The following is a 24,605-nucleotide window of genomic DNA, read 5'->3' as shown; positions in this document are numbered from 1 at the left end:
GTGAGATCTCAAAATTTGAAGAACAATTTTCAGGTTTCGCGCTTATTTTTCGGAGTTGAGTACTTCTATCACACCCTCGATTAGGAAGTGAAAAAATGGCAGATTATATTTTAGAAATGAAAGAAATCATCAAAGAATTCTCTGGTGTTCGTGCGTTGAACAATGTCAATCTCCGCATTAAACGTGGAGAGATCCACGCCCTTTGTGGCGAGAATGGTGCAGGAAAATCCACGTTGATGAATGTGTTGAGCGGTTTGTATCCTTATGGCAGTTATTCAGGCGAAATCATGTATGACGGTGAGGTATGCCAATTCAAAAATCTTAGAGATAGTGAAGCGAAAGGGATCGTGATCATCCACCAGGAATTAGCCTTGAGTCCTTATCTATCGATCAAAGAAAACATTTTTTTAGGGAACGAACAAACAAAACATGGCGTGATCGACTGGAACTTGACGGAACGAAAAACAGAAAATCTACTAAAAACAGTGGGCTTGAAAATCGATCCGAACACCTTAGTCTCACAAATCGGTGTCGGGCATCAACAGTTGGTGGAAATTGCGAAGGCTTTTTCTAAAAATGTTCGATTACTCATATTAGATGAACCGACAGCAGCACTGAATGAAGAAGAAAGTGCCAATCTTTTAGCATTGATCAAGGAGTTTCGCAATCAAGGGATCACTTCGATCATCATTTCGCATAAATTGAATGAAATCGTTGCGGTGGCGGACAGGATCACGATCTTACGAGATGGCCAAACGATCGAAACGTTAGAAAATACAGCAATCAGTGAAGAACGGATCATTAAGGGGATGGTTGGTCGTGATTTAACGAATCGTTATCCTGATCGTCATCCTGATATTGGCGAGGTTTATTTTGAAGTCAAGGATTGGACGGTCCATCATCCATTGACCACCGACCGAATCATCAATGATCATATCGATTTTTCGATTCGACGAGGAGAAATTGTTGGTATCGCCGGATTGATGGGGGCAGGACGAACTGAATTTGCCATGAGTATTTTTGGTCGATCATATGGAAGCAATATCAGCGGTAAGATTTTTAAAGACGGAAAAGAATTAGTGATCAAAGATGTTTCTCAAGCAATTGATCATGGGTTGGCGTATGTGTCCGAAGATCGTAAGTCTGTTGGCTTGAATCTTTTAATGGACATCAGAGAAAATACGACGATTGCTAGTCTCAAAAAAATTAGTCGAAGTGGCATTTTAGATCAAGAAAAAGAAGTGATCGAAGCAGAGAACTTTCGGAAAAAAATGAGGACCAAAGCCACCAATGTGTTCCAAAACGTTGGTAGTTTAAGTGGAGGGAATCAACAAAAAGTCGTTTTAGCTAAGTGGTTGATGACAGAACCGGAAATTTTATTTCTGGACGAACCGACTCGTGGTATCGATGTCGGGGCAAAGTATGAAATCTACACGATTATTGAAGAAATGGCTGCCTTAGGAAAATGTGTCTGTATCATTTCTTCTGAACTACCTGAGATCATCGGTATGTGTGATCGGATCTATACCATGAATGAAGGGAAAATGACGGGAGAAGTGCTTAGAGAAGAGGCAAATCAGGAGTTATTGATGAACCTGATGACAAAAGAAGAGGAGGCAGTGGGCTGATGGAAAATGTCACAAAAAAAAGTCAGGAAAAAAAAGCTTGGAATGTAAAAGAAAAGATATTGGATATCTTTAGTAAATATAGTATGGTCATTATTTTGGTCGCTTTGTTGATCGCTTTTCAACTAATGACCGGCGGGATCTTTTTAAGACCGCTGAATATAACGAATATCGTGTTGCAAAACAGCCATATTTTGATTTTGGCTGCAGGAATGTTGTTGGTCGTACTTTTAGGCTACGTGGATTTATCGGTAGGTTCAGTCATGGCATTTGTAGGGGCGATGGCGGGTATGTTGATGGTCAATAACAACATCAGTCCTTGGCTCGCAGTCCCTTTATGTTTATTAGTTGGTGGGGTGATCGGTGCTTGGCAAGGATTTTGGGTCGCTTATGTAGGAATCCCGGCGTTTATCGTAACACTTGCTGGTCTGCTGATGTTTCGTGGCTTGACACAAGTTGTATTAGGAGGGCAATCTTTAGCGCCTTTCCCTGGAGGTTTCCAAAAAATCTCGACGGGTTATTTACCAGATATCTTTGGTGTTCCTGGAATGCACTTATTGACGTTGATTTTAGGTGTCGTGTTAGCTGTTAGTTTAGTATTTGCTCAATGGCGTGCGAGAGCGCGAAGAAAAGAAAATTTATTTGAAGTACCATCAATGAACGCATTCTTGATCAAAGCAGCATTGACGATCGTTCTTGTCTTAGGATTAAGTTATATCTTTGCTTCATACCAAGGATTTCCAGTAATATTGATCATTTTAGGTGTGATTGTTGGGATATATGGATTTTTGACCAATCGGACAGTCGCTGGACGACAAATTTATGCCACAGGTGGCAATTTGAAGGCCGCTCAATTATCTGGGATCAAGACGAAGAAAATCACCTTTTGGGTATTTGTGAATATGGGCGTCATGGCTGCTTTAGCAGGATTGATCTTAGCCGCTCGTTTAAATGCTGCTACCCCTCAGGCAGGGACTTCGCTTGAATTAGATGCGATGGCTTCTGTGTACTTTGGAGGAGCTTCGACTTCTGGAGGGATTGGAACGATCACTGGAGCAATCGTCGGTGGCTTAGTCATGGGTGTGCTGAACAATGGGATGTCGATCATGGGAGTTGGAGTAGACTGGCAACAGGCAATCAAGGGATTGATTTTATTGCTAGCTGTCGTATTGGATATTTACAATAAAAAACGCAAAATTTCTTGAGGTGGTGAACGGATGGAATCGACAGAGGAAAAACGGATATTATTGATTTGCACCGCTGGGATCACTTCTGGTCTGCTAGTAAAAAATATCCAAAATGCAGCAAATGAAAAAGGGGTGCCTCTACATGTATATTCTGCACCAGCAATCGTGGCAGAGCAGGCGATCCAAAACCAACATATTGACGGACTGATGATCGGTCCACAATCAGAATATGAAGTGGAACGGTTAAAAGATTTTCTGACGGTGAAAGCTGTTCCTTACAAATTGATTCGTAAAGAAGATTACGAAACATTTGATGGTGAATCTGTCTTAGCAGATATCTTACAATTCTTTTGAAATCACTTGAAGTAAAAGCTGAAAAAGAGCAGTTGTTCCTTACAAAGCGCTAATAAAAAGAATCTCACAGATATTTTTTTGTGTTAATAATCCTTTCCAAAACAAGTTGTGCTACAATGATATCAAATAATTGTTCGGACAACTTACGTCGGAGTGAAAGGATTGGCAAAGTAACCATGGATAAAACAAAATATCAAATGATCGCAGACGAGATAAAGGATAAGATCATTGACCAAATTTTTAAACTAAATGAACCGATACCACCTGAACTCCAATTACAAAAAGACTATCAAGTCAGCCGTCATACGGTAAGACAAGCGATTGGATTGTTAGTCAATGAAGGGTATCTACGTAAAGAAAAAGGTTCTGGAACATATGTCGATGACGCGTATAAGAAAACATCAGAAAGTAGAAAAAATCAAAAGACGATTGGCGTGATCACGACGTATTTATCGGATTATATATTTCCCTCGATCATCCGAGGAATTGAAAAAGCGTTGAGTGAACAAGGATATTCACTCTTATTAGCTAGTACGAATAATGATCATCAACAAGAAAAAAACTGTTTAGAAAAAATGCTGCAGTTTGGTGTAGATGGCTTGATCGTAGAGCCAACAAAAAGTAATGAATACAATCCGAACCTTGCGCTCTATGTCCGATTGAGAGAACAAGGAATCCCGATGGTCATGATCAATGCTGTCTATGAAGAATTAGCGGTCGCCTCGATTTGTGTTGATGATGTAAAAGTTGGCTTTAAAGGGACAGAGTATTTGATCCAGCAAGGACATCAGCGATTACTGTTCATCACGAAAATTGATGATTTACAAGGAAAATATCGGATGAAAGGATTTATTCAAGCGTGCGAAGCCTACGGTATCCAATTTTCGCCGGAAGATATCATTACCTACACGACTGATTCACGTGGGAAACTAGGTGAAAAAGTCCTCTTACAGCTAAAGGAATCGGCAAGCACCGGTATCATCTGCTACAACGATCAAGTTGCTAGCCAGTTGCTTGATGAGGTGATCGCAAAGGGTTATCAAGTACCGCAGCAATTGTCGATCATCGGAAATGATGATTCCTCGTTGAGTCAGATGGGCGCAGTGAAACTGACCACTTTAACTCATCCAAAAGAGCGGATGGGAAAAGATGCGGCAGAATGGATCATTCACACGATCCAAACGGGTGATCAAGGAGAAAACATCGTCTATGAACCTAGTTTGGTGATCAGAGATTCAGTAAGTGCAGCAAAGAAGGGCGAGTAGCTGAGGGAAAACGATAAGTGTACCAAATACGATAAAAATTTATTTAATGAACATTAGTCAATGTCTAGCAAGATTATTTGCTCTTAAAAAGGTAAAGAGGAGGAATTTACTCTCTTTACCTTTTTTATATGATAAATGTGAATTTATCAGGAAAAAGAAAAAGGATTTATGTACGAACAAATAACTATAATATCGTTGACATGTACGTACAAAAAGTTTTATACTGTAACTATCATAAAGAGAAACTAAGGAGGCGTTTGACATCGAAGCGAAAGAAACTAGGCTGAAACATATAGAAGCGATTCGCACAGGGCAAACAGCACTAGGTATTGAGCTAGGTTCAACGAGAATCAAAGCAGTGCTGATCGATCACAATTATGAACCGATTGCAGCTGGAAGTTACGATTGGGAAAACCAGTTAGAAAACGGTATTTGGACCTATTCACTTGATGAGATTTGGAAGGGGTTACAATCGAGTTATGGACAGTTAGTCGATGTAGTTTCTGCGGAGTATGAGACGACACTGACTACGATAGGGGCTATCGGCTTTAGCGCAATGATGCACGGCTATCTGGCATTCGATCAAGACGATGAATTGCTTGTTCCTTTTCGCACGTGGCGCAATGCCATTACCGCAGAGGCAGAAGCAAAACTGAGCAAAGCCTTTCATTATACGATTCCACAGCGTTGGAGCATTGCCCATCTATATCAAGCGATTTTAAATAAAGAAACACATTTAAAAGATCTTAGTTACTTTACAACTTTAGCTGGCTACATCCATTGGCAATTGACCGGACAAAAAGTATTAGGAGTTGGAGATGCCTCTGGAATGTTTCCAATTGATCGTCAAACGAAGGGATATGATGCACAAAAGATTGCTATTTTTGATCAATTGGCACAAGCGGAAGGCTTTTCACAACCGTTAGAAACGCTCCTTCCAGAAATTCGTTTGGCTGGTGAGGTTGCAGGGACGCTGACTGAAAAGGGAGCCAAGCTCTTAGATCTATCAGGTAACTTATCTGCAGGGATTCCTGTTTGTCCACCAGAAGGGGATGCTGGCACAGGCATGGTCGCAACGAATAGTGTGGGGTTACGTACAGGGAATGTTTCAGCAGGGACATCGGCGTTTGCAATGATCGTACTAGACAAAGAGTTAGTAAACATCCATCCAGAGATCGATCAAGTAACAACGCCTGACGGAAGCCCTGTAGCGATGGTTCATACAAACAATTGCTCATCGGAAATCAACGCATGGGTCAAGATTTTCAAAGAGTTCAGTGAGAGTCTTGGCGTGACGATCGATACACAGCAGATTTATGAAACCTTATTTTTGAAAGCGCTACAAGGGGATGGCGACTGCGGAGGATTACTCAGCTACGGGTACCACTCAGGCGAAAACATCACAAAAATGGAACAAGGCAGACCACTATTCGTGAGACAGCCGGATAGTAAGTTTGATTTAGCGAATTTTATGCGGATGCACCTGTCAAGTGCTTTTGGGGCGATGCGTCTAGGGATGGAGATTCTTAAATCCGAACAAGTCACGATCGATCGTTTAGTCGCACATGGTGGGATCTTTAAAACGCCGAAAGTTGCTCAAACGATTCTAGCTTCAGCAATGGAAGCACCTGTCACAGTCATGGAAACAGCCGGAGAAGGAGGCGCTTGGGGGATCGCCTTATTAGCTGCTTATCTCCAAGCGGCAGAAGCAATGACTTTGGAAGAATTTTTAGCAAAAGATGTATTTTCAACTAGTGAAGGTCTGACGATCGAACCAACGGAGGAAGACTTAAGTGGTTACGAACGGTTTATTGAGCTGTATGAAAAAGGGTTGCCTATCGAAGCATCCGCGATCGTATCAATGGAAGAAGGAGTGAGAGAATGTTAGAAGGTCTGAAAGAAGCGGTTTATCAAGCGAATTTAGCTTTACCAAAACAAGGCTTGATCAAATATACGTGGGGGAATGTCAGTGCGTTTGATCGAGAAACAGGATATTTTGTCATCAAGCCTAGTGGTGTGAGCTATGAGGAAATGAAAGCAGAAGATATGGTCGTTGTTGATTTGAATAATCAAGTCATCGAAGGTGAACTAAATCCATCTTCCGATACACCGACACATGCGGTTCTCTACAAACATTTCCCTGAAATTGGTGGGATTTGTCATACGCATTCGACGTGGGCAACGATTTGGGCACAAGCGGGTCTCGATTTACCCGCCATGGGTACGACTCATGCAGATACTTTTTATGGTAGCGTTCCTTGTGCAAGATTTTTATCGCAAGAAGAAATCGATGCTGGTTATGAACACGAGACCGGCAATGTGATCATTGAGACATTCCAAAATAGAAATATTGATATCATGGCAATTCCAGGAGTGTTGTTACATGGCCATGGACCATTTACTTGGGGGAAAGATGCTTCCCAAGCGGTGATGAATGCCGTTGTACTGGATGAAGTGGCGAAAATGAACTTATTCACTCGCCAATTGAATAGTTTTTCCGAACCATTGCCCCAACGAATATTGGATAAACATTATTTACGCAAGCATGGTAAAGATGCGTATTATGGCCAAAAAAAATAAAAAAATAGAGGAGTTACAATCATGTTAGCAATCAGTAAAAAAGAATTTTGGTTTGTCGTAGGTTCACAACATCTATATGGGGAGGAAGCGTTAGCAAAGGTCAAAAAGAATGCAGAGACGATCGTTACGGCACTAAATGATCACCAAACGTTGCCTTATCCGATCGTACTAAAAGAACTAGCAGTAACTGCTGATACGATCACCTCGATCATGAAAGAAGCAAATTACCAGGAGCAAGTAGCAGGTGTGATCACTTGGATGCATACTTTCTCGCCAGCAAAAATGTGGATTCGTGGCACACAATTATTACAAAAGCCTTTGTTGCATTTAGCTACTCAATTTAACGAGAGTATCCCATGGGAAACGATCGATATGGACTTTATGAACTTGAACCAGGCAGCTCATGGGGATCGGGAATATGGCTTTATCAATGCACGTCTCAATAAGAAAAATGAAATCGTCGTAGGCCATTGGCAATCAGAAGATGTGCAACGTCAAATCTCAGACTGGATGCATGTGGCTGTGGCTTATAATGAAAGCTTCTCGATCAAGGTCGCTCGTTTTGGCGACAATATGCGTAATGTGGCTGTGACCGAAGGAGACAAAGTAGAAGCACAGATCCAGTTTGGCTGGGTGGTCGACTATTATGGGATCGGTGATTTAGTCAAAGTGATCGATGAAGTCACTGATGAAGAGGTAGCGTCATTATTTGAAGAATATAAACAACTTTATGATTTTGATTATGCCGATTATGACCATGACACTTGGGAGGCACATGTCAAAGTACAAGCAAAACAAGAAATCGGGATCAGACGTTTCTTGGAAGCGGGCAATTATAATGCTTTCACAACAAACTTTGAAGATCTTTACGGTATGCAACAATTACCTGGCTTAGCAGTCCAACGGTTAATGGCAGAAGGCTACGGATTTGCCGGTGAGGGGGATTGGAAAACAGCTGCTTTGGATCGGATGTTAAAAATCATGGCACAAAACAAAGACACAGGTTTCATGGAAGATTACACGTATGAATTAACACCAGGAAAAGAAGCAATTTTACAGTCTCACATGATGGAAGTAGATCCAACATTGGCAGTCAATCGACCAAAAATCGTTGTTTCGCCATTATCGATGGGTGATCGAGAAGATCCGGCTCGTTTGGTGTTTGACGGTAAAGCAGGCGATGGTGTTGTAGTTTCCATGGCAGATTTTGGCACGCATTACAAATTGTTGATCAATGAAGTGGAAGCTTTTGAACCAACGGAAGCAGCCCCACATTTACCAGTGGCACGCGTACTTTGGAAAGTCAAACCGAGTTTCCATGAAGGAGTAGGTGCTTGGATCCGCACAGGTGGCGGACACCATACCGTTGTGTCATTGCACCTTACGACTGAGCAGATCCAAACGTGGGCACGCTTAGTAGATTTAGAAGATATCGTTATCAAATAAATGAAATGATCAAATAAGGGACTTTAGAAAAACTTACATCTAACGACACTTTTTCAAAGAAGTAGAGCGTTATGATGTCATTTCTTAGAGATTCAAGTTAAAGTTAAATAAATACCGTAATGTTATCAACTGATCGAGGTCGATAGCATAGGCGAGCAGTCGAAAGAAGCGACGAAGATGAGTCTGGACACTCTGGTAAAGGCCAGACTCATTTTTTGTTCTTTCGTAGGACTAGCAATGATTGAAGGGGTGTTCGATATGACAAACGTAGACAAACAAATAGAATTTGAACAATTAGATGCTTGGTGGCGGGCTGCAAATTATATTTCTATTGCTCAAATGTATTTAAAAGATAATCCATTATTACGCCGTCCATTAACTAAGGAAGATGTAAAGACACATCCTATTGGGCATTGGGGAACAATTGCTGGGCAAAATTTTGTGTATGCACATTTAAATCGTGTCATCAATAAATACGATTTGGATATGTTTTACATAGAGGGTCCCGGTCATGGTGGACAAGTGATGGTATCTAATTCTTATATTGATGGTAGTTACAGTGAAATCTACCCAGAATTTACAGAAGATGAAGCCGGATTGGCTCATCTATGTCGGGTATTTTCTTATCCTGGCGGGATTGCGTCTCATGCCGCGCCAGAAACACCAGGATCGATCCATGAAGGTGGAGAACTTGGTTATTCCCTTGCTCATGCGACAGGTGCAATCCTTGATCATCCCGATGTGATAGCGGCGACAGTCATAGGCGATGGCGAAGCAGAAACAGGACCATTAGCTGGCGGTTGGTTTTCAAATGTCTTTATCAATCCGGTCAATGACGGTGCGGTGTTACCGATTTTGAATTTGAATGGCGGGAAAATTTCAAATCCGACCATCCTTGCCCGCAAGAGTGATGAGGATCTTCGAAAGTATTTCGAAGGAATGGGCTGGAAACCTTATTTTGTTGAAGGGACAGATCCCGAAGTTGTTCATCACATTCTAGCATCAACACTAGATACAGTAATCGAGGAAATCAAAGAAATCCAAAAAGAAGCAAGACAAGCACCTGCGGAATCAGCCACGATGCCAATATGGCCCGTCATTATTTTTCGGACGCCAAAAGGTTGGACAGGACCAAAGACGTGGGAAAATGAACAAATTGAAGGAACGTTTCGTGCGCATCAGGTCCCGATTCCAGTCGATTCTGAGCATATGGAACACGTCGATCATTTGATTGATTGGTTACAGTCTTATCGCCCGGAAGAGCTATTTGATGAACAAGGAAGAATTAACCAAGAAATCAAAGATCTTTCACCGAAAGGCAATCGCCGGATGTCGACAAACCCAATCACAAATGGCGGAATCGATCCTCAACCGTTAATCATGCCTGATTGGAAAAACTATGCCGTGGATACTACAACACCAGGAGCTGTCGTTGCACAAGATATGATGGTCTTTGGGGAACAAGCGAGAGATGTAATCACGAAGAATCCAACCAATTTTCGGATCTTTGGTCCGGATGAAACAAAATCCAATCGCTTGAATAAAGTATTTGAAGTGACTGATCGACAATGGTTGGAACCTAAAGATGCTTCAGATGAGTGGCAGTCTTCTGTGGGAAGAGTTATTGATGGTCAATTGTCGGAACATCAAGCAGAAGGATTTTTAGAAGGCTATGTTTTGACAGGTCGGCACGGATTCTTTGCTAGTTACGAATCCTTTTTACGTGTCGTTGACTCGATGTTGACGCAACACTTCAAGTGGATGCGTAAAGCCAGTGATCAGCCTTGGCGGAAAAACTATCCTTCATTGAACTTGATTGCAACATCCACTGTTTTTCAACAAGATCATAATGGTTATACCCACCAAGACCCTGGGGTGTTGACCCATTTAGCAGAGAAAAAAGCAGAGTTTATTCGCGAGTACTTGCCTGCAGATGCGAATAGTCTGATGGCTGTGATGGATCGTGCGCTGCAAGAAGAGCAAGTCATCAACTTGATTATTTCAAGTAAACATCCACGTCCGCAATTTTATTCTGCAACAGAAGCAGAAGAACTAGCTAATGAGGGGTTGAAAATCATCGATTGGGCTAGTACGGTTTCAGCGAATGAAGAGCCAGATCTAGTGATCGCAGCAGCAGGCACAGAACCAAACCTTGAAGCACTTGCCGCAGTCTCACTATTGAATCAAGCATTTCCACAACTAAAAATCCGCTTTATCAATGTGGTTGATATCTTGAAGTTAAGACACCCATCTGTTGATCCGAGAGGGCTAAGTGATGAAGTGTTTGACACGTTCTTTACGAAAGACAAACCAATTCTGTTTGCTTTCCATGGCTATGAAGGCATGATCCGGGATATTTTCTTCTTACGACACAATCACCAATTGATGGTCCATGGCTATCGAGAAAATGGTGATATCACCACGCCGTTTGATATGCGCGTCTTTAGTGAACTGGATCGCTTCCACTTAGCGCAACATGCAGCGGTGACTGTCTATGGTGAAGAAGCTTCGACTTTTTCTGAAGAAATGACCCAACAGTTGAAAGAACATCGAGAGTATATTCGGAAAGAAGGTCATGATCTGCCAGTAGTGAAAAACTGGAAATGGTCAGAGTTGACTCGGTGAGAATAGTTAAATGATATAAAGATAACATTAGTCAAACTGATCTTTTGGTTTCTAGTGTTATCTTTTTTTTGGTTACAAAAGAATCAGAGGATCGAGACACGCCAATAAGCATAGATTCAAAGTTGCATAAATAAACAAGTTGAGAGAAATAGATCATTGTGCGCTCGTTTCTTTATTACAATGCATTTTTCCTATACATCCATGAAAAATTGTGTCAAGTTGGCTTCATCATAGATGATGAAAAAACTATAATTATTAGCATAAATAAAATTTTTTATAGGTTTTTATCTTATTAAGTAAGCGCTACCTAATTACATAACGTTATAAGCATAAAAATTCATTTAAAAAATAAAGTGTGTTATTCTTTGTTTAATGAAAGCGATCGTCAAAAAGTTTACATAGTTTTACTTTGAAGTTAGGCTTTTCCTTTATCTATACATAATGGCGTTTGAAGATTTTCAGCTTCTTTTGTATTTAAGTAGAAATAATTGTCATTCAAATGCTGTTTACAAACAGTCCAAGTATAGACATGACTGTTTCACAAGTCTTCTTCATTCAAACGGAAGATAGATAAAGGGGGAAAACCTATGGAGATGCTAAATAACAAAAAAACGAACTCGTGGTTTTTTTGTATGTTATCGTTTATTTTTATCGCTTTTTTAGTTGGAGGCGCTCGCTCTATTTCTTATGCCGATGAAGATCAAAGCCAACAAACAAAGCCATTTGCCCAAAATGAGCACCTTGCCTTTTATCTTGAAGAAACAGATAAAGATGTCAAATTCCACGTAGATAAAAGCTTACCAGAGTCTTTGCAATTCATGATGACTATACTGGACTCGAAGGAAGCGAAAGTCCCTCTTTTCTTAAATGAAGACTCAGTGTCTGAGAACCAGTGGCTAACAGAAGAGCAAGTCACGTCCTTGTCCTTTACCAAACCAATGCAACCCATTCGACTGTTTATTCACTATCAGAGGAATGATGGGGTGGTGAGGGAGCTTACGCCACCAGAAGGACAGTTAGTTCAGATGACTCCACAACAAGCGAATGCTCAATCAACCGTTTCAGAAAGTGAACTGACCGACAAAATGAATAGCAGTAGCAGTACTGTGGAAGAAAATGGAGAGTCTGGAGAGAGTCCAGAGACGGATGAGACACAGCAATCATCCGGTGAATCAAAAATAGCGGAAGAACAGGACACGTCCTCTTCTGACTACCAACCACCCATGGCACGAGCAGCCCAAGCTTTTGCAACAGGGACAGGATCTCAATATGTACCGCCGGGAGCTATCCCTATCAGTGGCGCATTTGCCGCACCAAATGGTGGGGCTGTGGTGTCAAATGTCACGAATACAAATGACAATGGAGGAAAACCATTTTCACAAATTTCTCTTTCAGGTAGTAATAACTGGACGTCGATTTGGTCAAATGACGCATATCGCTTAGATTTCACGAAATCATTTTCACAACGTGTCTATGTCAATTTCGGCACACAACAAGCAGATGGCGTGGCGTTTGTCATGCATAACGATGCAAGAAAAACAACTGCCATTACGAACTCACGGGCGGTAGGTGTCGACGGTCAAAACTTGGGAGTCTACGGAGCGACTGGCGGCTACTATGAGTTATTGGCTCAGAGAACACCAGAAACGACAGCTATTCGTAATTCATTTGCGGTTGAATTTGATCTATTTGCCAATGAAGCAGTAACTGGTAGAGCACGCTATGACGCTCAGATTCCTGCTGGAAGTACGCCACATATGGCGTATACTTTTCCGGGTAACCTAAGCCGAACGTATCAACCAATCAATGCAGTGAATGGTGATTTAGGAGCAAATGATTGGTTCACTTTGACCCTCGCTAATCCCGGACGGATCAAACACAACAGCTTGATCCCACTTAATGGAGCTGTCAGTACCAATGTCCAAGATGGAACATGGTACGAGTTCAATTATAGCTTTAATAGCGCCACACGGAACTTTACCTATTCATTTAGGAATCCTGTCAATGGGGCAAAAACTACTGACACAACGATACCTTGGGGGGATTTGAACTCGGAATTGCAATTAGCGACCAACAACAATCGAGCCTACTGGGGATTTACAGCGGCCAACGGTAGCGTATCAGGACAAGTTCGTTTTGCTTTTACTCAGCCACCGATACCGATAGGCGCGACAGTGACGAGTAATGTATTGGACAACGCCAATACATCGGTGACTGTTCCAAGTACAGATACAAGTAAAAGTAAATATTTGATGAGTGAGCAGCCTGCTAAGATCCAATCAACGATAAAGGTAAATACAGGTGAAGCAGCCTTGAATACTACGAGGTGGACGACGGTGCTTGATGCGAAAGCAATCAATTTGGCAACAAATGCGACAGTCACACCGACGATCACGAAAACGACTGCCGCAGGGGTGACGTCAACGATTGCCCCAGCAAATTTATCAACAGTCGTGACAAATAACGCGACGACTGGCGTGATCACAGTGGTCACGACGATAGCCAATAACGCAATCAATCTCAATCCAGGAGATTCAGCGACACTGAGTTATTCAGCACCAACAAGAACATTGTCAGTCGATGCACTAACTAGTTACGGAAGTTCAGTCTTGGCAAATCCAGTGGGAACGACGCCAAATGATACAACAAACGTCACCTACTATGGCGATACCGTGTATTATTGGGTTCGAAAAACGGATCAATTTACTACTCTGTCATGGGAAAGTGTCAATACGGTGCCCAATTTTAGTGAGACGCTAGATATCTCTGCGAATCGCGATCCTGGATACAAAAAGACATTCTATTGGAAAGATTTAGATGTTGGCGATCGATTGAGTTTCAAAGTGAGAAAGGGAACGACTTATCTGACCGATGTCCCATTTTCTGATGTCACGACAACAGGGGCAACAAGTTTTAATGCAAATACACAATTAGCGATCCCTACAAAATATTTTGATTATGGTGAAAATAAATTTGTCATCGAAGTGTACTCTTCTGGGAAATTGACGAAACCCGAAGAACCGGCAGCGTCATTAAATCTGACGGTCACCTACACTGGAGAATTAAGACTTGAGCAGGCACCAAGTACATTCAAATGGACGAATCGAAAGGTTCGTCAAAGTAAAGGGATCTTGGATCGTGATGCGGGCAATAGCTTAGAATTAAAGGTATGGGATTCGAGAGATCCACGGACAACAAGAAATTGGTCGGTTGGTCTTTCGATCACGAGTGGAACGAACGCACCTTTTTCTTTCGTCTGGAAAACAAGTCCTACGAGTGCTGTTCAAAATTTGGGTAATTCACCAATCAAAGTGTTTGATTCTGCGAGTGTGACACCGACAGGTTATCTTTATACGCTGAATATGAGTGAAAATGCCGGTGTTTTGTTGAATAGCTCGAAACTGTTGCCTGTGGGTGATTATAGCGGACGAGCGACAGCCAATTGGAAGCTATATGACACAGCTACGATCGAATAAGGAGGCGATGAGATGAAGCGAATAACTACCAATCTTTTGTTCCTGCTTAGTGTTGTTTTGTTCACTGGCTTTGTGCGAGTCGCTCCTGCGTTTGCCGACGAGGTGATTGCTTCCGATCAGCAAGAAATCCAGTTTGAATTATATGAAAAAGACGAAGTTGCTCCCACAGATAAGGGTGAAAGTGGAACGAGCAAACCGCAAGCGGAGGGGATGCTTCCGCAAACGGGTAGTTTGTTGTATGGAACGTCTGCATTTCTCGGTACATTGTTGATTGGATTTGTCGGACTGATGTATCGATTAAGGAGGCAGAAGCGATGAAGCCTAAAATCAAATGGTTGCTACTATTTATCTTGCTGCTGATGTTTGTTTCCCCTTCAAAGATCCGAGCGTCTTCTGTGAGTGAAGAGAAAAAATCAGCAGTGAATGTCCAAATCATCGGACCTGCTATTTATTTAAAGAAAGTGATACCACCGACTTTTGATCGCTACCCAGTCCCTGAGACGGACATTGAAGTACCAGCAAAGCAAGATCTAGTGATCGAAGTGGTTGACAATCGTTCTGGAACGAATGGGTGGAAACTCGATTATTCCTTATCTGCTTTTAAAAATCAGCAGGAATATGCAGCAAAACTTTCTATGAAAGACGGACAGTTGACGACAGAACGAACAACCGTCTATCAAGTCAATGATATAGAAAATATCAGTCATGGCGAAACGCAAGAACTCGTCAAAGTCAGTCAAGGAACAAAACAAAACTTTCGATTGATCATCCCGAAAGAAAGTATTAAGTTGAGTGTTCCTGCTAATAGTCCAAGTGGTACCTATAAAGCGATACAGACGGTCAACCTCGTAAATGTGGTTGCCGATGTAGATTAATTGAAAATCAAGGAGGAATAAAAATGAATCATAAAACAAAAACATTGAGTGCAGTATTCGCAGGGTTGATTTTAGTAAATATAGGTGGAGTAGCAGCATTCGCAGCAGAGGTACCAGGACAAACTGGAAGTACACCGACGACTGTGACGATTACCGATGCTACTTCAGGAGATTTAAGACTCGATGCCGTTCCAGCGACTTATGCGTTTGAAACGGAAATCGAAAATGGTACGTATTCACTTAGCACTGGAACGATCGGTACACCAGGAAATATCGTTGTTTCAAATGATAGCATCGCTCAAGCTTGGTCAGTGAGAGCAACTGTTGCGAATAATCAATTGACGCGAGCAGCTGCGCCAGCCACATTTACTGTGAATTCATTCCAAATCAATGGCGCACAATTAGTTGGTACAGGTGCAACTGGAATTGTCGCTCAATCAGCTACTACACCAGATGCCGGAAATAATACCGGTCAAATCACCACTCCGGTAACATCGATCGCGATTGGTTTTACTGATCCGAGCAATGTCTTACAAGTAAATAATGTCTTGAACGGTACGATCAATTATCAATTGTACAATACGGCAAATGCTTCTTAATGGCTGTGCCCGAATTGAGAAGATTGGAGCAATCGCATTCAGCGATTGCTTCAATTCTTTCTATAGGTTTTTGTTCATGATCAAATCTATAGGAAAAACCAAATGAATCGATAAATGAGGTGTAGTGATGCGGAAAATAATTTTAGCCATTTGTTTCATGTTTGCTTTTTGCTTCCCCTTAGTCACCGAGGCAGAGACTGAGAGTGAAGTGGGCTTTCATATCAAAGCAATTATTCCAGAAAATCAAGCCGATAAAAAATTAACTTATTTTGATTTACAACTAGAACCTGGTCAAAAACAAACGATCAAGTTCCTGATAGAAAATACATCGAATGAAGAGTCAACTTATCAGGTTGCAGTCAACCAAGCCTATACGAATGATCAAGGATTTATTGATTATACGCAACCAATGGATGAACCAGATATACCGGACGAATTTCAAATCGACAACATTGCGAAAGTCCCAGAAAGCATCACTTTAGCTGGTGGAAAGTCGCAAGAAGTTAGCGTTGACCTTACAATGCCAGAAAAAGAATTTGATGGACAAATCTTGGCAGCCATCCATGTCATGAAAGTAGGTCAAGCGGAACAAGAGGGACAAATCGTTAATAATTATGGCTATGTCTTAGGATTGAAATTAACGAATAACACGAATGAAGTGCAAAGAAAGGTGGAATTGGCAGGCGTCGAACCAGCCATTTCATTTGGGAAAACAAGTGTGGTAGCAACCTTGAAGAATCCAACGATGGATGCGATCGGTCATTTGAAATATGTAGCTGAGGTGAAAGATGCCACAGAGGAAGTCATAAAAGAAGTATCCTATGATAAAAAGATGCAAATGGCGCCCTTGTCGACGTATCGATTTGCGATCGATTGGGACAATGAGCGACTGGAAGCGGGAGATTATTCCTTGCATTTGACAATCTCAGATGCAAAAGACAACGAGTGGGTATTCGATCGCAAATTTACCATCAGTGAGAGTGATGCGAAAGAAGTGAATAAGGTAGCAATCTCTGAAGTAAATCAACAGTCGATCCCGACGTGGGTCTATGTAGTTGTAGGTGTCTTACTTGGGGTTATCATTCTATTGATCATTTATTTTCTATTCATACGTAAGAAGAAAAAAGAAGAGTAACCAAAAGGGGTTGTGATCCTTATGTTAACACGAGTCTTAGCATAGGGATCACAATCTCTTTCTGTCAGTTAGCGTTTTTTATAGAAATAATAAAGCACACTGATAAAAAAATCACAGATATTAGAAGGCCGATTTCGTAATATACAAACACCCTCAGAGAATCGTAAAAGTAGTATGCCATGATTTTAGTGATAAAATAAATCACTGGACATGCAGCTAGGAACACCAAGAAAGTGCGCTTAGTTAATTTAAAGAAATAAAAAAATGCTAGCACGGCAATACATAAAGGAAACCAAAATAAAAACTTGCTTAACTGAACCAACATCATTCACTCCTCTATTATCTTCGTAAATAAATAATACCATTTCTGTGTTATTTTTAAAACTATTAATAGTATCATAACAAAATATTTTTTTTGATTTCAAAATAAGAATAAGGAGTTATTATATAGGAAACCTTGATTTATATTAGTTTGTGATAAACTGATCATGCGAAGTCTTTGTTTTTTAATAACATCTATAAAAATAAAATTAGGTTCCTTTGTTATATATCGACCATTTTTTTAAAATGATTTTAACGAATTTGTATGAATAAACTGTAAAACCATTTCAGTGATCCAAGGACAGTCATGACGGCGCATACTGAATGGTTGGTACCCATTATAGCGATAGATATATTCATTTTTCCAACCTTTTGTTTTAGTCTGCTTCATTTGTAATAAGTCAATCAAAGGTTGTAAAGCCTCTTGATCAAGGTCATTAGTATGAGAAGCAATGTAGATAAGATCGGTCAGGGATAAAACATAGCCTTGTGGAAACATATTTTCTGTAATATGTGCAGAAATGGGCTGTCCATTCGACAAACGTTTGAACCATTGATGTTTTTCCATATATATCACACCATCAGTAATCATTTGTTTTACTTGTGGATCAGATTGATCCACCATTTTTTGATAAGTGATCAATGCACGAACACTTTTTCCGATGCCAATGTAACAAGGAGTTTTTCTTAAGCAACCACCATGTTGGCAAATACCACGTCCTGTCCACGAGATTGTTTGATTACGTTCAAAGAGCTGATAGTTTTTGATCCACGTGAGTGCTCGCTGGGCAGGGAGTGTCTGTCCTAAACCGAGACGAACATAGGTCTCCAGTAACATCGCGTTGTAACAAGGAACGATATCTTCTGCTTTTCCGGTATAAGAAAAACCGTCTGGTGTCGCCACCATTTCTTCTACATATTGGATCAATGACTGGGTAACTGGTAATTGATTTGCATAAGGGATTTCTGCTAAACCGATTAAAGCAAAAATTTTCCCTAGAGTGGATAGATTCTCTTGTTGCTCATATTTTTTGACGATCAGTGATTGCTCAAGATAGAGCATCGGATCTTCAATCGGCTCATTTTGTTGTATTTTCATTTTTAATCGAAAAGCTGTATCCATAAAAGCATCACTCCTTCCATTGCTTATTGTGACTATTTGATAAGGGTTTCATCAATCAAGTATATCATCAAATGGTTGATCAGTAATGGAGAATCCAAAGAATCATAGTTGGAACATTTTAATATTCTTTTTTTATTTCTTTAAAAAAATATGATACTGGGAGAATTCTAATAATTCAGTGTTCTTTTATAGCAATAATCAATGGCGAATAATTCTAATTTATTGGTGTTAATTTATTTCTATAATAGGAAATAATAAGCACAATAATGATGATAAATGGTGTTATTATTCTTGGTGTAAAGGATGTGGATTGTTATTTCTTTACAAAAAACCGCCAATAAAAGGGGGCTATGAATGGGTGAAGAATCTATTCATAGATAATTGGTGAGCTAAATTTTCTTAGGAGGATGATCTACATTATGAAAAAAAGGAAAACAATGTGTCAATTGATGTTGCTCGGTCTCACTGTGTCAACAATGATGGTGCCAGTTTCCCATGTGTCAGCTGCAAATCAATCAGTAGAAAAGAGCAAGGAGAATGATTCTATACAGACGAGTCAACTAAATCAGTCTTTACTAGGATCAATCACCTCCGTCCAAGAACAAATCAATAGTTTAGAACAAAAGTATGAGTTAGTCGCTTATGATGCCACTGTCTTGCCCGAAAGAATTGACTCTGCCTCACTCTTAGTGGCTGCAGATGTGAAAGTCGTTGATGAAGAAGGGGAGCCGCTAAGTGGCTTCACACCTTATATCAAAGGAACAACTGTTGAAGAAAAGCCAGGGGAATATCAGATGACCATTGGCTTAAAAGAAGATGCCAGTGTGGAAAAGACAGTAAACGTTACAGTTTTAAATGATAAGCAAGAAACAAAATATACGATTTTAGCAGAAGACGTGACCGTACTAGTAGGACAAACTGATACTGATTACATTCTAAAAGTTGCTGGTGCCTATGCACGTAATGAAAAGGGCGAGTTATTTGATGTGATCGTAAAAAGCTCAACCGTTGAAAATCAATTAGGTGAGTATGAAATGACATTAGGGATCAAAGAAGATCCTCGGGTGGAGCGTACGATCAAAGTTACTATCACAGATAAAGAAAGTTACACATTCAGTGCGCAAGATGCTACAGTCATGGTAGGACAAACGGATGATGCTTCAATCATCGCAGCTGCTAATGTCGAGATCACGAATCAGCGTGGTGAAGCAGTGGATGCAAAAGCCGTGATCAAGTCATCGACTGTGCAAGACATCCCAGGAACTTACAAGGCACTGATTGCTGTAGATAAAGATCTAAGTCTTGAAAAAATGATCACTGTCACTGTGATGCAAGAAAATGATGGAGTGACAGGTGTTCACGAATATCAATTTCTCGCTGAGGATGCAACAGTTTATGTTGGTCATACAGATGAACAATCGTTGATAGATGCAAGCGGAGCTTATGCTTTTGATGTAACAACAGGAAAAGTGGCAAGAGTAATCATCAAAGAATCAACGGTGCAAGATACTCCTGGAACCTACGAGGTCATATTTGGGATTGAACAAGATGCTGCTGTTGAAAAAAAGGTGAAGGTGACTGTTCAACAGCTAGAGAACCAACCAAAGTATCGCTTGAATGTGTGGGAAACAAATGTCACTTTGGAAGTTGACCAAACGGATGAGGAAGCGATCCTCTGGGCAAGTGGTGCAGAAGTCGTTGACAAAGATGGTGGTTTATCCTATGAAGCCTATCCAATGATCAAATCGTCAACCGTTGAAAACAAAGCAGGTATCTATGAAGCAACGATTACAGTTGATAAAGACCTTTCAATCGAGCAGAAAATCCAAGTGACAGTCATTGGTGAGGATACAACTGAACCTGAATTGTCCTATGAACTTTACGCCAATGATGGGTTTACTACGATTGAACGTACAGATGATCGTTCAATCATCGAAGCAACGAACGCCTATGCCTATGATAGTCAGGGAAGAGCGATCACTGTTATCGTTAAAGATTCAACAATCAAAGCGGAAGTTGGTGTTTACCAAGTCACTCTAGGGATTAAGCAAAACCCTTCGGTTGAAAAAACAGTCACTGTAACGATTGAAGAAAATGATTCTGAAAATCCTACTTTTGATTATATATTGTTAGCAGACGATGCAGAAGTGATGGTCGGTCAGACCGATGATTATTCCCTTCTTATAGCAACGAACGCGTATGTGTTCAACCAAACGCTAGGAAAACAAGGTACACCAATTATCAAGGCTAGTACAGTGAAAGATACTCCAGGAGAGTATGAAGCGACAATCGGTATCGAACAAGATGACCGTGTAGAAAAAACAGTGAAAATCAAAGTAGTTGGGGAACAACTACCACAACAAGAGTATATTTTAAGCGCAGCGGATGCTGCTGTAACTGTCGGTCAGACCGATGACCAATCAATTTTAGTGGCGGTCGGGGCCACTGTAACGGATTTATCTGGTCAACCAGTAGAAGCGTTACCAGTGATCAAAGCATCGACAGTCAAAGATGAAGTTGGCTACTATGAAGTAACGATTGGTATTGATAAAGGGGATATTGAGAAAACAGTCAAAGTGATCGTTCGTTCTGAAAATTTGACAGAAGGCTATGTGTTTATGGCAGAAGATGCCGTTATTACGGTGGATGAAATAGATGATGCCTCTATCATCAAAGCAACAAATGCACGAACCGTCTATAGTGATGGCAAAGTCGTGAAAGGTGCAGTCATCAAAGAGAACAACGTGTTGCCTATTCCTGGCGAATACGAAGTGGTACTGATGGCGAATCAGTATGGGTTTGGGGAAAAAACAGTCAAAGTAACAGTCGTAGCCGTCAACTGATACGTAGTTGCTAGGAAGTGATCTGTAACGTGCTATGATCCCAAGGCTACTTAGTTCATTGATCATAGCACAAGAGGTGGGAATAGAAGTTTTTAGTCTCAAAAAATAAAGCGACAGCCATGAAAATTGCTTCTTTAAATTTTTGTGGCCGTCGTCTTTTTGTCGAAGATAGTACTTCTGTTCCCACCGTTTATTCGTTTCTAAGGTGGCATACAGTCTTCTTTTTATTTCAGGGAAATGATACACTTGTTAAAAGAACCCAACGATCATCAAAGGAGAAAAAAATGAAAAATCACTGTCTGATTTACCGAGAGTTTGGTTTGCCGCAAGAGGTTGTGCAACTAGAAGAGCAGCCACTCACTTTAAGACAAGGAGAAGTCTTGGTCAAAATGCTGATGGCGCCAATCAATCCTTCTGATTTGATACCAATCCATGGAGCTTATGCGCACCGTATTAGCTTGCCACAAATCGCTGGATATGAAGGTGTCGGGGAAGTAATCCAAGTCACTTATCCTCAGGATGAGCAAATGATAGGACAATACGTCTTACCACTACGAGTAGCAGGAACTTGGCAAACCTATCACATAGTATCAAAGAAAGACCTCATTATTGTCCCGTCTTCGATCGATCGACTGACAGCTGCTCAAATGTACATCAATCCTGTAACTGCTTGGTTGATCTGTACAAAAGAATTGGACCTGAATAAAGGAGATCATGTTTTGCTTAATGCAGGAAATTCCTCCATTAGCAGAATTTTTATCCAATTGAGTAAAATTTTATCATTTAAAGTCATTGTAATTGTTCGACACGAAAAATATAAAGAAGAGTTAACCGAACTAGGAGCAGATTTGGTCGTTGTTTGGGATGAAGAAACAACATTGACTCAAATTTTGGCACATACAAATGCCAAAGGGGTCCGCGCAGCCGTTGATCAAGTTGGAGGGGAAAGTGGTGAGATCCTTGCACGAGCGGTCCAACCTTATGGGAAGTTCATTGCGATCGGGTTGCTATCTGGTCAACAAGTTGATTGGTCATTTCTCCATACGTTGCCGATCCAAGCCAAAGTCTATCATCTAAGGCACTGGGCTGACTCGGTTTCAAATGAAGAATGGCAGAAAGTATTTCAACAATTATTCCGTTTGGTTGAGGAGGGACAATTGAATCTACTAACCACAGCTCCTGTATATCCAATCTCTGACTATCGTCAGGCTTTAGAGGAGGCAGAAAAGAAAAAAAAGAAAATATTTTTAAATTTTGATAGTGTATCAGATAGATGACCGAACAAAAAGAGTAACCTGTGATCAAAAGCAGGTTACTCTTTTTTTATTTCGCGAATAAAGGACAAGTAGCGTTTTTGTTCTATTTATTTTCTAAATAAGCAGGCAAAGACAAATAAGTGATCGTCTCCATTAAAAGACGCCAGTCCGCAATCGTCGGAACATTGGAGATGCGATGAATTTGGCAAGTCTGTTCATCGATCAAATGAAGATCATAATTACAAACTACTAGATCAGCTTGGTAGGTTTCGATCGATTCTTTTGTGACAGCATGTTCAATTTGAAATTCGATCGTTGAACGTTGCATAAAGAGTGTCTCGATCTCATTCAGGATATAATCATCTAAAGATGGCGGTCCTTGGATCGTAAACAAAATACGTAAAGGACGATACGACTGTCTCATCAAAAGCGAAGCATGAAACGTTGTCAACGCAGCTGCGAGATAATCGATATGAACAAAACCAAACAATGGATTATTTTTTAGAAGCGTCAATTTTTCAAGCCATACTTGGTAGATCTCAGAATAACGTGCTTTCATTTGAGTAACCATAGTTGGTGAATGTAATTCGTAAGTATGGCTCATTTTAGAAAGTAAACGCGCATTGACTAAGTAGGCTTCCATTTTTTCTAGTGTCCCGTTTTTGATCATGTGTTCTGGGAAAACAGTCGCTAGAAAACGTTGGATCACTTCGATGACAGTAGGGTTTTCTTCTCGATAAAATGCATAGGAGCGTCCATCATCTAAATTACTTTGACGTGTGTAGGAAATATAATGAAGTGAGACTAAATATAACCACATCGTTTCATTTAATGAGAGCGTTTCATTTGAGCGTGAAAGATAGTAATCCTGTAATAATGGCTCAAGTGAAGAGAAGCCTTTACTACTTTTGATCAACACTTTGATACTTCGATTCAAGTTGCAAAGTTTTTTACACTTCCACCGCGCTTTTGCAATCGACAGCCATAAAGCGGCACGGAAATGGCTAAAATGTAAAAAGGCGTGATCTCTTTTATGACCTTCGTCAACTAAATACTGTGCATCGATCTCACTATCTGAATCAATGATCGTACTATCGCCAAAACTTGAGTAAAAGGCAAAAAAGCAAAAACGAATATCTTCCTCTCTACCTGACAAAGTCAATGGTCCAGTAGTGATCGTCACGCTGAACTCCTTCAAGATATTATTCATATGACGAATCGTTTTAAAAATTGTACTTCTAGAGACCATCAAGGCATCGGCTAATTCATCGGTTGAGTAGGTCACATTATGAAGTAATAGATCCATGATTTGGTAAGTGATGGTCCTTTTTGCTAATAAGGTGATCATCGAATCGATCGTCATTACTTTTTTGTATTGGAATGATAATAGTCCTTTATGATCAATCTTTAGTGAAACACACTGCTCATTCAACGCTTGATTGATTTCTTCAATGTCTTTTTTGAGTGTAGGCTTTGACTTCTCTAAGTCAAGAGCAAGATCATTGATTGTTAACTGGTTGGTTTTATTTTTATGTACTAAATTTAAAATTTGATATTGTCGTTTAAACTGATTATCAAGTTGTAAGGTGATGGGTAAATTTTCCATTATTCTGGCTTCCAATCTTTATTTTTCTATAGATATGTAAGAAATAGAGTCTCTCTTTAATGTTAAAACACATAGTTAGATAGGCTAAGGGGAAGATGTGCATAGTATAAGTATACAAAAAAAACAAACGTTTTAAATGGAAAATTCATGATAATTTAAAAATAATGTGTTTTAAATCAAGGAGGAATAGTTGGAATTACAGTGTTTTTTATCGAATAAGTGTTTTTTAAATAATTTTGTTATTTTTTAAAAGTGAGGAGATTTTGTTTTTCCAATAAAAATTATGCAG

17 protein-coding genes are annotated in these 24,605 nt (G+C 40.3%); 15 read left to right on the top strand and 2 right to left on the bottom strand.

The genetic code is table 11. From position 1 onward, the window contains the following. Nucleotides 1–95 precede the first annotated feature (95 nt). The 13 genes from mmsA (at nt 96) to IGK77_RS09940 (ending at nt 17,167) form a co-directional block, all read left to right on the top strand. A complete protein-coding gene (gene mmsA, locus IGK77_RS10000) occupies nt 96–1,628 on the top strand; it encodes a multiple monosaccharide ABC transporter ATP-binding protein (protein ID WP_074799501.1) in 1,533 nt (510 codons plus the stop codon). Further along, the gene (mmsB, locus tag IGK77_RS09995; RefSeq protein WP_023519955.1) at nt 1,628–2,830 is read left to right on the top strand and encodes a multiple monosaccharide ABC transporter permease; all 1,203 of its coding nucleotides are present in this window, start codon (nt 1,628–1,630) and stop codon (nt 2,828–2,830) included. The genes mmsA and mmsB overlap by 1 nt, the downstream gene beginning before the upstream one ends. A 12-nt stretch (nt 2,831–2,842) precedes the next feature. Then, complete coding sequence (locus IGK77_RS09990) at nt 2,843–3,166, top strand: PTS sugar transporter subunit IIB (RefSeq protein WP_071866862.1); 324 nt, start codon at nt 2,843–2,845, stop codon at nt 3,164–3,166. Between the two features lie 176 nt (nt 3,167–3,342). Then, entirely contained in the window at nt 3,343–4,431 is a 1,089-nt protein-coding gene (locus IGK77_RS09985) for a GntR family transcriptional regulator (protein WP_074799500.1), read from the top strand. 301 nt (nt 4,432–4,732) lie between these two features. Next, entirely contained in the window at nt 4,733–6,319 is a 1,587-nt protein-coding gene (locus IGK77_RS09980) for a xylulokinase (protein WP_143073230.1), read from the top strand. Continuing rightward, entirely contained in the window at nt 6,313–7,011 is a 699-nt protein-coding gene (locus tag IGK77_RS09975) for an L-ribulose-5-phosphate 4-epimerase (RefSeq protein ID WP_071866859.1), read from the top strand. Before IGK77_RS09980 ends, IGK77_RS09975 begins: the two co-directional genes overlap by 7 nt. 21 nt (nt 7,012–7,032) lie before the next feature. Continuing rightward, complete coding sequence (gene araA / locus IGK77_RS09970) at nt 7,033–8,457, top strand: L-arabinose isomerase (RefSeq protein WP_074799498.1); 1,425 nt, start codon at nt 7,033–7,035, stop codon at nt 8,455–8,457. A 258-nt stretch (nt 8,458–8,715) separates the two neighbouring features. Continuing rightward, nucleotides 8,716–11,082, top strand: coding sequence for a phosphoketolase family protein (locus IGK77_RS09965; protein ID WP_074799497.1), 2,367 nt, complete (start codon nt 8,716–8,718; stop codon nt 11,080–11,082). A gap of 587 nt (nt 11,083–11,669) precedes the next feature. Beyond that, nucleotides 11,670–14,558 (top strand): lectin-like domain-containing protein, encoded by a 2,889-nt coding sequence (locus IGK77_RS09960; RefSeq protein ID WP_074799496.1) that lies wholly within the window; start codon nt 11,670–11,672, stop codon nt 14,556–14,558. A gap of 12 nt (nt 14,559–14,570) precedes the next feature. Next, the gene (locus IGK77_RS09955; protein WP_074799495.1) at nt 14,571–14,876 is read left to right on the top strand and encodes an LPXTG cell wall anchor domain-containing protein; all 306 of its coding nucleotides are present in this window, start codon (nt 14,571–14,573) and stop codon (nt 14,874–14,876) included. Continuing rightward, nucleotides 14,873–15,433 (top strand): WxL domain-containing protein, encoded by a 561-nt coding sequence (locus IGK77_RS09950; RefSeq protein ID WP_074799494.1) that lies wholly within the window; start codon nt 14,873–14,875, stop codon nt 15,431–15,433. Before IGK77_RS09955 ends, IGK77_RS09950 begins: the two co-directional genes overlap by 4 nt. A 23-nt stretch (nt 15,434–15,456) precedes the next feature. Beyond that, nucleotides 15,457–16,032, top strand: coding sequence for a hypothetical protein (locus IGK77_RS09945; RefSeq protein WP_071866853.1), 576 nt, complete (start codon nt 15,457–15,459; stop codon nt 16,030–16,032). A gap of 127 nt (nt 16,033–16,159) precedes the next feature. Then, the gene (locus IGK77_RS09940) at nt 16,160–17,167 is read left to right on the top strand and encodes a DUF916 and DUF3324 domain-containing protein (RefSeq protein WP_229078042.1); all 1,008 of its coding nucleotides are present in this window, start codon (nt 16,160–16,162) and stop codon (nt 17,165–17,167) included. Between the two features lie 562 nt (nt 17,168–17,729). Here the strand turns inward: IGK77_RS09940 and IGK77_RS09935 are convergent. Then, the gene (locus tag IGK77_RS09935) at nt 17,730–18,611 is read right to left on the bottom strand and encodes a hypothetical protein (protein WP_074799493.1); all 882 of its coding nucleotides are present in this window, start codon (nt 18,609–18,611) and stop codon (nt 17,730–17,732) included. A 419-nt stretch (nt 18,612–19,030) separates the two neighbouring features. Here IGK77_RS09935 and IGK77_RS09930 point away from each other — a divergent pair, with 419 nt between their 5' ends. Together IGK77_RS09930 and IGK77_RS09925 are read left to right on the top strand one after the other, a co-directional pair. Continuing rightward, nucleotides 19,031–21,454, top strand: a complete 2,424-nt coding sequence (locus IGK77_RS09930; protein WP_074799492.1) for a hypothetical protein — start codon at nt 19,031–19,033, stop codon at nt 21,452–21,454. 284 nt (nt 21,455–21,738) lie between these two features. Next, nucleotides 21,739–22,731, top strand: a complete 993-nt coding sequence (locus tag IGK77_RS09925; protein WP_074799491.1) for a zinc-dependent alcohol dehydrogenase family protein — start codon at nt 21,739–21,741, stop codon at nt 22,729–22,731. Between the two features lie 82 nt (nt 22,732–22,813). On the opposite strand, the gene IGK77_RS09920 is transcribed toward IGK77_RS09925, so the two are convergent. After that, nucleotides 22,814–24,316: a helix-turn-helix domain-containing protein gene (locus IGK77_RS09920; RefSeq protein WP_074799490.1), complete on the bottom strand. Its 1,503-nt coding sequence runs from the start codon at nt 24,314–24,316 to the stop codon at nt 22,814–22,816. Nucleotides 24,317–24,605 lie beyond the last annotated feature (289 nt).

The organism is Enterococcus sp. DIV0806c, assembly GCF_051710905.1.
GTDB classification, from domain to species: domain Bacteria; phylum Bacillota; class Bacilli; order Lactobacillales; family Enterococcaceae; genus Enterococcus_B; species Enterococcus_B mundtii.
The sequence above is the reverse complement of the archived record's forward strand: the minus strand, read 5'-3'. Positions and strand labels throughout refer to the sequence as shown.

Bases quoted from the DNA above. Each gene is read 5' to 3' on its own strand.
- mmsA (WP_074799501.1), top strand. From the start codon at position 96: ATGGCAGATTATATTTTAGAAATGAAAGAAATCATCAAAGAATTCTCT.
- mmsB (WP_023519955.1), top strand. From the start codon at position 1,628: ATGGAAAATGTCACAAAAAAAAGTCAGGAAAAAAAAGCTTGGAATGTA.
- IGK77_RS09990 (WP_071866862.1), top strand. From the start codon at position 2,843: ATGGAATCGACAGAGGAAAAACGGATATTATTGATTTGCACCGCTGGG.
- IGK77_RS09985 (WP_074799500.1), top strand. From the start codon at position 3,343: ATGGATAAAACAAAATATCAAATGATCGCAGACGAGATAAAGGATAAG.
- IGK77_RS09975 (WP_071866859.1), top strand. From the start codon at position 6,313: ATGTTAGAAGGTCTGAAAGAAGCGGTTTATCAAGCGAATTTAGCTTTA.
- araA (WP_074799498.1), top strand. From the start codon at position 7,033: ATGTTAGCAATCAGTAAAAAAGAATTTTGGTTTGTCGTAGGTTCACAA.
- IGK77_RS09965 (WP_074799497.1), top strand. From the start codon at position 8,716: ATGACAAACGTAGACAAACAAATAGAATTTGAACAATTAGATGCTTGG.
- IGK77_RS09960 (WP_074799496.1), top strand. From the start codon at position 11,670: ATGGAGATGCTAAATAACAAAAAAACGAACTCGTGGTTTTTTTGTATG.
- IGK77_RS09955 (WP_074799495.1), top strand. From the start codon at position 14,571: ATGAAGCGAATAACTACCAATCTTTTGTTCCTGCTTAGTGTTGTTTTG.
- IGK77_RS09950 (WP_074799494.1), top strand. From the start codon at position 14,873: ATGAAGCCTAAAATCAAATGGTTGCTACTATTTATCTTGCTGCTGATG.
- IGK77_RS09945 (WP_071866853.1), top strand. From the start codon at position 15,457: ATGAATCATAAAACAAAAACATTGAGTGCAGTATTCGCAGGGTTGATT.
- IGK77_RS09940 (WP_229078042.1), top strand. From the start codon at position 16,160: ATGCGGAAAATAATTTTAGCCATTTGTTTCATGTTTGCTTTTTGCTTC.
- IGK77_RS09935 (WP_074799493.1), bottom strand. From the start codon at position 18,611: ATGGATACAGCTTTTCGATTAAAAATGAAAATACAACAAAATGAGCCG.
- IGK77_RS09930 (WP_074799492.1), top strand. From the start codon at position 19,031: ATGAAAAAAAGGAAAACAATGTGTCAATTGATGTTGCTCGGTCTCACT.
- IGK77_RS09925 (WP_074799491.1), top strand. From the start codon at position 21,739: ATGAAAAATCACTGTCTGATTTACCGAGAGTTTGGTTTGCCGCAAGAG.
- IGK77_RS09920 (WP_074799490.1), bottom strand. From the start codon at position 24,316: ATGGAAAATTTACCCATCACCTTACAACTTGATAATCAGTTTAAACGA.